The following is a 12,247-nucleotide window of genomic DNA, read 5'->3' as shown; positions in this document are numbered from 1 at the left end:
TGTCCTCGCTGTCGGTTTCGGTACGGTCGCTGCCCCAAGCTCGCAGCGGGGCCTGGAACGGCGCTGGAGTCCCCCTGAAGCCGCCCGGCGTCCGCCCGGGCCCGCCCGCGGCCTGCCCGGAGCCGCGCGGGGCTTGCCCGGAGCCGCGCAGGGCCTGCCCGGTCAGGCCGGTCGGGCCGGGAGCAGCGTCTCCGCCGCCAGCCGGGCCCGGACGGCGGCCACCGCGGCGGCCTCCCGCCCGTCGTCCCCCGGCCGGGCCGGCAGCAGTGCCACCGCCGCCGAGTCCCCCGCCGCCACCGCCCGGTGACGCTTCGCCAGCATGGTCAGCCCCTGGGCCGGGCCCGCCTCCACGAGCAGCCAGCGGCCCTCCGCGAGCAGCCCGTCCAGCGCCGGGCCGAACAGCACCGGCGCGGCCGGCTGGCCGGCCCAGAACTCCGGGTCCACCGCCGTCGCGGCGTCCAGCGGGCCGCCGGTGTAGCCGGAGTGCAGCGGCAGCCGGGGCGGGCGCAGCGCCACCGAGCGCAGCACCGGCAGCCCGAGGGCCGCCGCCGGTGCCACCACCGGACTGTGGAAGGCGCTGAGCGTCCGCGCCCGGCGGGTGTTCAGCCCGGCCGCCCGCAGCCGGGCCTCGGCGGCCGCCAACGGTGCCTCCGCACCGGCCACCACCACCTGCCGGGGGCCGTTGACCGCGCCGACCACCACGCCCTCCCCGAGCAGCCCGGCCACCTGCTCGGGCGCGCCGGCCACCGCCAGCATCCCGCCCGGCGGGGCCGAGGCCAGGTGGTGCACCCGGTCGGCCATCACGGCGGCGGCCTCGGCGAGCGTCAGCACCCCGGCCAGCGCGGCCGCGGCCACCTCGCCGACGCTGTGGCCGAGCAGCGCGTCCGGCCGCACCCCCCAGTCCAGCACCGTCCGGCCGAGTGCCCAGTCCACCGCGAACAGCAGCGGCTGGGCGCGGCGCAGGTCGTCCAGCGGGACGTCCGGCGCGTCCGGCGCCAGCCAGTCGCGGCGGACCGCCCGGCCCTCGGCGCCCCAGAGCGCCAGGACCTCGTCCACCCGGGCCGCGAACCGCGGATCGGCCCGGTACAGGCCGAGCGCCATCCCCGGCTGCTGCGCGCCCTGGCCGGGGAACAGCAGCGCCACCCGCCGCCGTCCCGGCGCCGCCTGCGGGCTCCCGGCCCCGGCCTCCTGCCGCTGTGCAGCGGCCTCCCGGTGTTCCACGGTCATCACGGACCTCCTCGGCGACCCGGCCCGCCCCTGCGGCGGACCGTCACCGGGCCACCGTGCCAAGCCCCGCTGGACCGGCTCTGGACGACGCGTCCAGGCAGCCCGCCCACCATGACAGGGCCGCCGGCACCCGCCGGCGGAACCCCGCGACCGAGGAGCAGGCATGCGGTACGACGACCTGTACATCGCCGCCGCGGCGCACCGGCTGCCCGGCCGGGTCGCGGTCGCCGACGCGGTGGCCGACGGGCTCTGCGACGCCACGGTGGCCCGGCGCACCGGCCTGCGGGAGATCTCCGTCGCCGACGGCGAGCCGCCCGCCGAGATGGCCGCCGCCGCGGCCCGCGCCGCCCTGCGGGCCTCCGGACACGGGCCGCACGACATCGACCTGGTGCTGCACGCCGACGTCTACTACCAGGGCCACGACCTCTGGCCGCCCGCCTCGTACGTGCAGCGGGCCGCCGTCGGCAATCGGTGCCCGGCCGTCGAGGTCCGGCAGATGTCCAACGGCGGCATGGCCGCGCTCGAACTCGCGGCCGGCTACCTGCGCGGGACGGGCGGGACGGCGGCGCTGCTCACCACCGGCGACTGGTTCGGCCCGCCCGGCTTCGACCGCTGGCGCAGCGACCCCGGCACGGTCTACGCGGACGGCGGCACCGCGCTGGTGCTGACCCGCAGGCCGGGCTTCGCGGCGCTGCGCAGCCTGGCCACCGTCTCCGACCCGGACCTGGAGGGCCTGCACCGGGGCGACGACCCGTTCGGCCCGGCCCCGTTCAGCCACCGGCCGGCCGTCGACCTCGCCGCGCACAAGGACGACTTCGTCGCCGTGCACGGGATCTCGTACTGCGTGAACCGGGTCTCCGCCGGGCAGGAGGAGGCGCTCAAGCGGGCGCTCGCCGACGCGGACACCGAGCTCGCCGAGATCGACTGGTTCGTCCTGCCGCACCTCGGACTGCGCCGGCTGACCGCCGCGTACCTGCGGCCCTGGGGGGTGGACGCCGCGGTCACCACCTGGTCCTGGGCGCGGACGGTCGGGCACCTGGGCGCGGGCGACCAGTACGCGGGGCTGGCCGAGCTGGCCGCGTCCGGGCGGGTGCGGCCGGGGCAGCGCTGCCTGCTGGCCGGCGTCGGGGCGGGCTTCACCTGGTCGTTCGCGGTGGTCGACGTGCTGGCCGAGGCCCCGGTCCGCGACGCCGCCGCCTGACTCCCGGCCACCCGGTCCGGTCCGGCCGGCCCGGGCCGCGGACCGCCCCGTCCGCTCCGTCCGCCCCGCGCCACCGCCCCGGGCGACACCACAGCGACCACACCACCGAGGGAGAACCGCCATGCCACCCGCCATCGGCCGGCGCGCGCTGCTGGGCGCAGGCGCCGCCCTGGGCTCCGCCGCCGTCCTCGGCCCCGTCGCGGGAACCGCGGCCGCCGCCCCGGAACCCCCGCAGCGGCCGGGCCCGCGCCCCGACGGCCCCACCACCGTCACCACCGTCACCCCCGACGACCCGCGCTACCCGGAGCTCGTCACCGGCGTCAACCAGCGCTGGGTCGGCACCCCCGGCCGGATCCGCCTGCCGCGGAGCACCGCCGAGGTGGTGACCGCCGTCCGCGAGGCCGTCCGGGCCGGGCAGCGGATCTCCGTGCGCGGCGGCGGCCACAGCCTCGCCGACCTGGTCTACCGGCCCGAGGTGGAGACCGTGATCGACCTCTCCGCCCTCGACCGGGTCGGCTACGACCCCGCCCGCCGGGCCTTCGAGGTCGGGGCCGGCGCGACCCTGCTCAACGTCTACGACACGCTCTACAAGAACTGGGGCGTCACCGTCCCCGGCGGCCTCTGCTACTCGGTCGGCGTCGGCGGGCACGTCAGCGGCGGCGGGTTCGGCCTGCTCTCCCGAGCCCACGGCCTGACCGTCGACCACCTGGAGGCGATCGAGGTCGTCGTGGTGGACGCCGACCGCACCGTCCGCGCGGTGATCGCCACCCGCGAGCCCGGCGACCCGGCCCGCGACCTGCACTGGGCTTACAGCGGCGGGGGCGGCGGCAGCTTCGGAGTGATCACCCGCTACTGGTTCCGCACCCCCGGCCGGACCGGGGACGACCCCGGCCGGCTGCTGGTCGCCCCGCCCCGCGAGGTGCTGATCAGCGCCGTCCCGATCCCCTGGAGCACCCTCACCGAGGCGCGCTTCACCGCCCTGCTGCGCAACGCCGGCGCCTGGCTGGAGACCCACAGCGGACCGGACTCCCCGTACACCGCGCTCAGCGGCTCCTTCTCCTTCACCCACCGGTCGAGCGGCCACGTCACCCTGCTCGCCCAGCTCGACGCCGGCGCCCCCGGCGCCCGCGCGCTGCTCGACGCCTACCTGCGCGACCTGCTGGCCGGCACCGGCACCGACCCGGCCGCACTGCCCCCGCCCAAGGGGCTGCCCTGGCTGCGCGCCACCCGCTACCTCGGCACCGCCTCGGCGATCGGCAACCATCCGGCGGTGCGCGGCGACCACCACTCCGCCTACCTGCTCAAGGGTTTCACCGACGAACAGATCGCCGTGATCCACCGCTACCTGACCGACGACGGCATCGACAACCCCAACGCCATGGTGGTGGTCAACCTGGTGGGCGGGCGGATCGGCGCCGTCGCACCCCGGGACACCGCGGTCGCCCAGCGCGGCGCGATCGCCAAGGCACTGTTCCAGAGCCTGTGGACCGACCCGGCCGACGACGCCGCCAACACCGGCTGGGCCACCCGGCTCTACCGCGAGGTGTACGCCCGCACCGGCGGCGTCCCGGTGCCGGACGACCGCACCGACGGCTGCTACATCAACTACCCCGACACCGCCCCCGCCGACGACCCGGCCGCCAACACCTCCGGCGTCCCCTGGGCCGAGCTCTACCACGGCGTCAACCTGCCCCGGCTGCGCCGGGTCAAGGCCCGCTGGGACCCGACCGACTTCTTCCACCACCCCCGCTCGATCCGGCTGCCCGCCCCGTGACCGGGGCCGCGGCCGGTGACCGGGCACCCGCCCGCACGGGCGCACCGACCAGACCGGCCACCGGCCGGACCGACGACGAACACCGAGGACAACGCATGGACGGACGAGTGGTCATCACCGGGATCGGCACCGTGGTGCCGGGCGCGACGGGGGTGAAGAACTTCTGGGACCTGCTGACCTCCGGGCGGACCGCCACCCGCCGGATCAGCTTCTTCGACCCGGCGCCGTTCCGCTCGCAGATGGCCGGCGAGTGCGACTTCGACCCCGCCGAGCACGGGCTCACCGCCCGCGAGATCCGGCGCACCGACCGGGCCGCCCAACTCGCCGTGGTCGCGGCCCGCGAGGCCGTCGCCGACAGCGGCCTCGACCTCTCCGGCACCGACCCGGGCCGGCTCGGCGTCAGCGTCGGCAGCGCCGTCGGCGCGACCATGGCGCTGGAGGACGAGTACGTGGTGCTCAGCGACACCGGCGGCAAGTGGGTGCTGGACAGCGACCACGCCACCCCGCACCTGTACAACTACCTGGTCCCCAGCTCGATCGCGGCCGAGGTCGCCTGGGCGGTCGGCGCGGAGGGGCCGTCCGTGCTGATCTCCACCGGCTGCACCTCCGGGCTCGACGCGGTCGGGCACGCCCGCGACCTGATCCGCGACGGCCTCGCCGACGTGGTGGTCACCGGTGGCACCGACGCCCCGATCTCGCCGCTCGCGGTGGCCTGCTTCGACGCCATCAAGGCGACCAGTCCGCGCAACGACGACCCCGGCCACGCCTCCCGGCCGTTCGACCGCACCCGCAACGGCTTCGTGGTCGCCGAGGGCACCGCCGTCCTCGTCCTGGAGAGCCTGGAGCACGCCCGGCGGCGCGGCGCCCGCGTCTACGCGGAGATCACCGGCCACGCCTCGCGCTGCAACGCGTACCACATGACCGGACTGCGCCCCGACGGCGCCGAGATGGTGCAGGCCATCACCGCCGCCCTGGACGAGGGCCGCACCGACCCGACCGAGGTCGACTACGTCAACGCGCACGGCTCGGGCACCAAGCAGAACGACCGGCACGAGACGGCGGCGTTCAAGACCAGCCTCGGCGAGCACGCCTACCGCACCCCGGTCAGCTCCATCAAGTCCATGATCGGGCACTCGCTGGGGGCGATCGGCGCCATCGAGATCGCCGCCTGCGCACTGGCGATCGAGCACTCGGTCGTCCCGCCGACCGCCAACCTCCACCAGCCGGACCCGGAACTCGACCTGGACTACGTACCGTTGACCGCACGCGAGCACCGGGTGGACGTCGCACTGACGGTCGGCAGCGGCTTCGGCGGCTTCCAGAGCGCGATGGTCCTGCGCCGCCCGCAGGCCGCCGGGAGCGCCCGGTGAGCGCGACGGCGGTGGTGACCGGCCTGTCCGTGGTCGCCCCCAACGGCCTGGGCGCCGAGGAGTACTGGGCGGCGACCCTGGCCGGGCGCAGCGGCATCGGCGAGATCGAGCGGTACGACGCCTCCCGCTACCCGTCCCGGTTCGCCGGCCAGGTCCGCGGCTTCGACCCGGTGGAGCACCTGCCCGGGCGGCTCATCCCGCAGACCGACCAGGTCACCAGGTTCGCGCTGGCCGCCGCCGACTGGGCGGTCGAGGACGCGGGCGTGGACCTCGCCGCCTTCGACCCGCTGGACGTCGGGGTGGCCACCGCCAACGCCTCCGGCGGCTTCGAGTTCACCCAGCACGAGGTGCAGAAGCTGTGGACGCTCGGCCCGCAGCACGTCAGCGCCTACCAGTGCTTCGCCTGGTTCTACGCCGTCAACACCGGCCAGATCTCCATCCGGAACAACCTGCGCGGGGCGAGCAGCGCCCTGGTCGCCGAGCAGGCGGCCGGCCTGGACGCGCTCGGCCACGCCCGCCGGCTGCTCCGCAAGGGCGTCCGGCTGGTGGTGGCCGGGGGAGTCGAGGCGCCGCTCAACCCGTACGCGCTGGTCTCGCAGATCTCGCACGGCCTGCTGAGCCGGGCCCGCAGCGCGGAGACGGCCTACCGGCCCTTCGACCCGGAGGCCGACGGCTACGTGCCCGGCGAGGGCGGCGCGCTGCTCGTCGTCGAGTCGGCGGACTCCGCCGAGGGGCGCGGCGCGCGGCAGCGCTACGGCGAGATCGTCGGCTACGCCTCCGGCTTCGACCCGCGCCCCGGCTCGGGCCGCCCGCCGGCGCTCCGCCGGGTGGTCGAACTGGCCCTGGCGGACGCCGGGGTGAGGCCGGACGAGGTGGACGTGGTGTTCGCCGACGCGGCCGGCGTCCCGGAGGCCGACCGGGCCGAGGCCGAGGTGCTGGCCGAGGTCTTCGGTCCGCGCGGCGTCCCGGTCACGGCGCCCAAGACGATGACCGGCCGGCTGCTGGCCGGCGGCCCGCCGGTCGACGTGGTCGCCGCCCTGCTCGCCCTGCGCGACCAGGTGGTGCCGCCGACGGTCGGCACCACGGCGCCCGACGACCTGCCGATCGACCTGGTCACCGGCGCCCCGCGGGAGGCCGTGCTGCGCACCGCGCTGATCCTCGCGCGCGGCTTCGGCGGCTTCAACTCCGCTCTCGTCGTGCGGCGTTGAGCGGCGGCGCGGCGCCGCCTCCGCACCGCGCCGTCCTGCCGTCCGCCGCTCCACCGTCCCCAACCCCTGCCCTTGCCCCTGTCCCTGTCCCGACGTCCCCGCTCCACTGCCCCCGCTCCACCGTCCCGCCGTCCGATCCCCCCGCCCGCAGAACCACTCGACAGGAGTCCCGATGCGCTTCGGCATCACCTTCTTCCCGACCGTCGGTCCGCAGCAGCGGGCCGCCGCCGACTACTACGACGAGGCGATCCGGATCGCCGTGCTCGCCGACGGGCTCGGCTACCACCACGTCAAGACCGTCGAGCACTACTTCTTCGCGTACGGCGGCTACAGCCCGGACCCGGTCCCGCTGCTGACCGCCATCGCGCGAGCCACCTCCCGCATCCGGGTGGCCACCGGCGCGGTGATCCCCGCGTTCAGCCACCCGGTCCAGCTGGCCGGGCGGCTCGCCGTCCTGGACAACCTCAGCCGGGGCCGGCTCGACGTCGGCTTCGGACGGGCCTTCCTGCCCGACGAGTTCGCCGCCTTCGAGGTGCCGCTGGACGAGAGCCGGGCCCGGTTCGAGGAGGGCTCGCGCGCCGTCGAGCGGCTCTGGGCGGAGGAGGACGTGGTCTGGGAGGGGCGGTTCCACCGCTTCGGCCCGGTCACCCTGCTGCCCCGGCCCTACCAGCGACCGCACCCGCCGATCTTCGTCGCCTCCGCGACCAGCCCCGCCTCCGCCCGCGCCGCCGGGCTGGCCGGGCGCGGCCTCCAGGGCGTCCCGGCGATCGCCGGCCGGCAGGGCTTCCAGGAGATCCTGGCCGCCTACCGGGAGGGCTGGGTCGAGGGCGGCCGGGAGGCCGGCCGGGAGCAGGTGCAGGTCAGCTTCGGCCTCTTCCTGGACGAGGACGGCGAGGAGGCCCGCCGGCTCGGCCGCTACGACGAGGAGCAGTACAGCGAGCGGATCGCCGAGGCCACCCGGGCCTGGGGCACGGCGCGCAGTGCCGACTACCCCGGCTACGAGAAGCTGGAGGAGGCCGGCAAGCTGCTCCACTTCGACCGCCGGCTGAAGGAGAACCTGATCCTGGCCGGGGACCCGGACGAGGTGACCGCCCAACTGCGCGAGGTCGTCGAGTGGTTCGGCGACGACATCACCGTCAGCCTCACCGTGCACTCGGGCAACCTGCCGGCGGAGGTGGCGGAGCGGGCCCTGCGGCTGTTCGCGGAGCGGGTCGCGCCCGCGTTCGCGCGATGAGCCCCGGGGGAGACCGGCGCGGCCCCGGCGGCCCCGGCGGCCCGGGCGGTGGCGGGGAGGCCTGGCCGGTGTTCGGCGCGGACCGGTCGGTGTTCGGCACCGACCGGCCGTCCGCCGGGGAGCCGGGCGCGGGGGACGACCAGGGGCACGAGCAGGTGGTGTACTGCCAGGACCGGGCCAGCGGACTGCGGGCGATCATCGCGGTGCACTCCACCGCGCTCGGCCCGGCCCTCGGCGGCACCCGGTTCCGCGTCTACCCGGACGAGCGGAGCGCGCTGCACGACGTGCTGCGGCTGTCCCGCGGCATGTCGTACAAGAACGCGCTGGCCGGCCTGGACCTCGGGGGCGGCAAGGCGGTGATCGTCGGCGACCCGGCGGCACTCCGCTCGGAGGCGCTGCTGCGCGCCTACGGCCGGTTCGTCGAGTCGCTGGCGGGCCGCTACATCACCGCCTGCGACGTCGGCACCACCAGCGCCGACATGGACGTGGTGGCCCGGGAGAGCCGCTACGTGACCGGCCGGACGGCCGAGCACGGCGGCTCAGGGGACTCCGGGGTGCTGACCGCGCTCGGCGTGCTCCAGGGCATCCTGGCCGCCGCCGAGGAGGCCTGGGGCGGTGACGACCTGACCGGCCGGCGGATCGGCGTCGAGGGCGCCGGAAAGGTCGGCCGCCGGCTGGTCGCCCACCTGGTCGAGCACGGCGCGACCGTGGTGGTGCACGACACCGACCCGGCGGCGGCCGAACGGGCCCGCCACCGGCTGCCCGAACGGTCCGTGGAGGTGGTGGCGGACCGCGCCGCCTTCCTCGCCGCCGGCCTCGACGTCTACGCGCCCTGCGCGCTCGGCGGCACCCTCACCGAGGAACTGGCGCACACCCTGGAGGCCGGGATCGTCTGCGGCGGGGCCAACAACCAGCTCGCCTCGCCGAAGGTGGACCGGATCCTCGCCGACCGCCGCGTCCTGTACGCGCCGGACTACCTGGTCAACGCCGGCGGGGTGATCCAGGTCGCGGACGAGTACGGCGGCTACGACGAGGCGCGGGCCCGGGCCCGGGCGCTCGGCATCCGGGACACCGCCCGCGCGGTGTTCCGGGAGGCCAGGGAGCAGGGCGTCACCCCGGCCGCGGCGGCCGACCGGCTGGCCGAGCGGCGGATCGCCGAGGTCGGCGCGGTACGGCGGATCCGGCTCTGAACCCGCCCGGACGCCGGGGCCCGTCCAGGCCCCGGCGCCCGGGCGTGCCGGTGCCCCGGCCACGGACAGGCGGTGCCCCGGACACGGACACGGCGGTGCCCCGGCCCTCCTCGGGCCGGGGCACCGCCGCGGTCGCGTCCGCCGCTCCTCGGCGGCGCCGGTCAGTAGTTGCCCAGCCCGCCGCAGACGTTGATCGCCTGCGCGGTGATCGACGCCGCGGCGTCGGTGGTCAGGTACCCGACCAGCCCGGCCACCTCCTCGGCCGTCGTGTAGCGGCCCAGCGGGATGCGCTCCTCGAACCGGCCCAGCACGTCCTGCTCGTCGGTGCCCCAGAGGTCGGCGTAGCCGGCCCGCACCCGGACGGCCATCGGCGTCTCCACGAAGCCGGGGCAGACCGCGTTGACCGTCACCCCGGTGCGGGCCAGCTCCAGGCCGAGCGCCTTGGTGAAGCCCACCACGCCGTGCTTCGACGCCGAGTACGGGGCGGCCAGCACGACGCCCTGCTTCCCGGCGGTGGAGGCGATGTTGATCACCCGCCCCCAGGGGCGCTCGGCCAGTCCGCCGGCGGCCAGCACCTCCCGGGTGACGCGGAAGACGCTGTGCAGGTTGGTGTCGATGATGTCGAACCAGGTCTCGTCGCTCAGTCCGGCGGTCGGGCCGCCGCCGCTGCGGCCGGCGTTGTTGACCAGGATGTCGACCGGCCCGAACCGCTCGGTCGCGGCGGCGACCAGCCGGCGGACGTCCTCGGCCTCGCGGACGTCGGCGGCGAGACCGTCCGCCTGGTGGCCCTCGGCGCGCAGTTTCTCCACCGTCTGCTCCACCGCCTCGGCCGTCCGCGCGGTCAGGAAGACCCGGTGCCCCAGGCCGGCCAGCGTGGTCGCCGTGGCCAGTCCGATGCCGCTGGTGGCCCCGGTGACCAGGGCGTTGCGTGACTGATGAACCGTCATCCCCGATGTCCCTTCCGCTCGTTGTCCCGGCGGCCGGGTGCCCCCGGATCGGGGGAGCCGCCGCGTCGAGCAGGCTCGCAGTCGCGACTGGAGGGGCGCTCCAGAACGGCTCCGGCGCGCGGCCCGACACCCGTCCGGCGTCTGTCTGGCGCGCGCGGCCCGACACACGTCCTGCGCGCGGTCCGGTGCCCGCTCGCGAACCCCGCCCGCGGCCCGCGGCCCGGCGCCGGAGGCACTGCGGCCGGTCGCAGTGTGACGGCCGTGTGACAGCTGTACGAACGCCGGCCGGTCGCCGCTCCGGCGGCTGCTAGGGTCGCGCCGGAGCCGGCCGGCCGCACGCCCAAGGGCAGGAGAAACATGGACAGTTACCCGGACCACCAGCACCGCGGCGGCCCGCCCGCCCCCGGCCCGCGCCGCCCGTCCGGCCCGGCCGGCGCGTCGCCCGCCGCCCCCGGGGCGGAGTCGGGCGAGCTGCTCTCCGTCCGCGGCCTGCGGGTGGTCTACCGGGGCGGCCGGCGCGGGCCGGTCACGGCCGTGGACGGCGTCGACCTCGACGTGCGGCGCGGCGAGACCGTCGCCGTGGTGGGGGAGTCGGGCTCCGGCAAGAGCACCACCGCGCTCGCGGTGACCCGCCTGCTGCCCCCCGCCGCCCGCGTCGAGGGCGGCGCGATCCGCTTCGCCGGACGCGACCTGGCGGCGCTCCGGGAGTCCGAACTGCGCACCCTGCGCGGCCGGGCGATCGGCTTCGTCCCGCAGGACCCGGCGGTCGCGCTCAACCCGCTGCGACGGGTGGGCGACCAGGTCGCCGAGGTGCTGCGGATCCACGGCCTGGCCAAGGGGCAGGAGGCCTGGGACCGGGCGGTCGAGGCCCTCACCCTGGCCGGCCTCCCGGACGCCGGGCTGCGGGCACGGCAGTACCCGCACCAGCTGTCCGGCGGCATGCGGCAGCGGGTGCTGATCGCGATGGCCTTCGTGGCCGGCCCCGAACTGATCGTCGCCGACGAGCCGACCAGCGCGCTCGACGTCACCGTGCAGCGCCAGGTCCTCGACCACCTGGAGGAGTTGACCGGCACGCTGGGCATCTCGCTGCTGCTGATCACGCACGACCTCGGGGTGGCCGCGGACCGGGCCCACCGGGTGGTCGTGATGACCGGCGGCCGGGTCGTCGAGTCCGGCCCCGCCCGGCAGGTCCTGGAGCAGCCCGAGCACCCCTACACCCGGCAGCTGACGGCGGCCGTCCCCGGCCGTGCGAAGGTCCTCCGGCGCCCCGCTGCGGCCCGGGCCGCCCGGTCGCCCGAGGGTGCGCCGCCGCTCCTCGAAGTCACGGGCCTGGTCAAGGACTTCGAGCTGCCCAGGGGTGCCGGCCCGGCCCGCACCCTGCGCGCGGTGGACGGCGTGGAGTTCACTCTGGACCGCGGCGAGGCGCTCGCCCTGGTCGGCGAGTCCGGCTCGGGGAAGTCCACCACGGCCCGGCTGGTGCTGCGCCTGGAGAAGCCCACCGCGGGCCGGGTCCGCTTCGACGGCGCCGACCTCGCGGAGCTGCCCGGGGCCGAACTGCGCCGTCTGCGCCGCCGGTTGCAGACCGTCCAGCAGAACCCCTTCGCCTCGCTGGACCCGCGGTTCACCGTCCGCCGGATCGTCGAGGAGCCGCTGCGGGCCTTCCGGGTCGGCGGCCGGGCCGAACGGCTCGCCCGGGCCGCCGAGTTGCTCGACCTCGTGGCGCTGCCCCGGGACTTCCTGGAGCGCCGCCCGGCCGAGCTGTCCGGCGGCCAGCGGCAGCGGGTCGCCATCGCCCGGGCCCTCGCCCTCCAGCCCGAACTGCTGGTCTGCGACGAGCCGGTGTCGGCCCTCGACGTCTCGGTGCAGGCGCAGATCCTCGACCTGCTGGACGGCCTGCGGGCCGAGCTGGGGATCGCCTACCTGTTCATCACCCACGACCTGGCCGTCGCCCGGCAGTTGTGCGACCGGGTCGCGGTGATGCGGTCCGGGCGCCTGCTGGAGACCGGCCCGACCGAGCGGGTCTTCGAGGAGCCCGCGCACCCGTACACCCGCGAGCTGCTCGCCGCCGTGCCGGGCGGTCGCGGGCACTGAGCCGG

At 76.8% G+C, this 12,247-nt stretch carries 9 protein-coding genes; 7 read left to right on the top strand and 2 right to left on the bottom strand.

Going from position 1 to position 12,247, the window contains the following annotated elements; genetic code table 11:
• Window positions 1-162: 162 nt before the first annotated feature.
• Window positions 163-1,227, bottom strand: coding sequence for an acyltransferase domain-containing protein (locus AC067J_RS02270; RefSeq protein ID WP_478296056.1), 1,065 nt, complete (start codon window positions 1,225-1,227; stop codon window positions 163-165).
• 163 nt (window positions 1,228-1,390) lie between these two features.
• Here AC067J_RS02270 and AC067J_RS02265 point away from each other — a divergent pair, with 163 nt between their 5' ends.
• The 6 genes from AC067J_RS02265 to AC067J_RS02240 all read left to right on the top strand — a co-directional run bounded on the left by AC067J_RS02265 (window position 1,391) and on the right by AC067J_RS02240 (window position 9,204).
• The gene (locus tag AC067J_RS02265) at window positions 1,391-2,428 is read left to right on the top strand and encodes a ketoacyl-ACP synthase III family protein (protein WP_478296055.1); all 1,038 of its coding nucleotides are present in this window, start codon (window positions 1,391-1,393) and stop codon (window positions 2,426-2,428) included.
• A gap of 121 nt (window positions 2,429-2,549) precedes the next feature.
• Entirely contained in the window at window positions 2,550-4,202 is a 1,653-nt protein-coding gene (locus AC067J_RS02260; RefSeq protein WP_478296054.1) for an FAD-binding oxidoreductase, read from the top strand.
• A 95-nt stretch (window positions 4,203-4,297) separates the two neighbouring features.
• Window positions 4,298-5,572: a beta-ketoacyl-[acyl-carrier-protein] synthase family protein gene (locus tag AC067J_RS02255; RefSeq protein ID WP_478296053.1), complete on the top strand. Its 1,275-nt coding sequence runs from the start codon at window positions 4,298-4,300 to the stop codon at window positions 5,570-5,572.
• A complete protein-coding gene (locus tag AC067J_RS02250) occupies window positions 5,569-6,780 on the top strand; it encodes a ketosynthase chain-length factor (RefSeq protein WP_478296052.1) in 1,212 nt (403 codons plus the stop codon). The genes AC067J_RS02255 and AC067J_RS02250 overlap by 4 nt, the downstream gene beginning before the upstream one ends.
• Before the next feature lie 172 nt (window positions 6,781-6,952).
• Window positions 6,953-8,014: an LLM class flavin-dependent oxidoreductase gene (locus tag AC067J_RS02245; RefSeq protein ID WP_478296051.1), complete on the top strand. Its 1,062-nt coding sequence runs from the start codon at window positions 6,953-6,955 to the stop codon at window positions 8,012-8,014.
• The gene (locus tag AC067J_RS02240) at window positions 8,011-9,204 is read left to right on the top strand and encodes a Glu/Leu/Phe/Val family dehydrogenase (RefSeq protein ID WP_478296050.1); all 1,194 of its coding nucleotides are present in this window, start codon (window positions 8,011-8,013) and stop codon (window positions 9,202-9,204) included. Before AC067J_RS02245 ends, AC067J_RS02240 begins: the two co-directional genes overlap by 4 nt.
• A 161-nt stretch (window positions 9,205-9,365) precedes the next feature.
• Here AC067J_RS02240 and AC067J_RS02235 read toward each other — a convergent pair whose 3' ends face one another.
• On the bottom strand, window positions 9,366-10,151 hold the full coding sequence (locus AC067J_RS02235; RefSeq protein ID WP_478296049.1) for an SDR family NAD(P)-dependent oxidoreductase: 786 nt from the start codon (window positions 10,149-10,151) through the stop codon (window positions 9,366-9,368).
• A gap of 357 nt (window positions 10,152-10,508) precedes the next feature.
• Between AC067J_RS02235 and AC067J_RS02230 the strand changes: the two genes are divergently transcribed.
• The gene (locus AC067J_RS02230) at window positions 10,509-12,242 is read left to right on the top strand and encodes a dipeptide ABC transporter ATP-binding protein (RefSeq protein ID WP_478296048.1); all 1,734 of its coding nucleotides are present in this window, start codon (window positions 10,509-10,511) and stop codon (window positions 12,240-12,242) included.
• Window positions 12,243-12,247: the final 5 nt, after the last annotated feature.

It is taken from the genome of Kitasatospora sp. NPDC042419 (genome assembly GCF_056437345.1).
The sequence above is the reverse complement of the archived record's forward strand: the minus strand, read 5'-3'. Positions and strand labels throughout refer to the sequence as shown.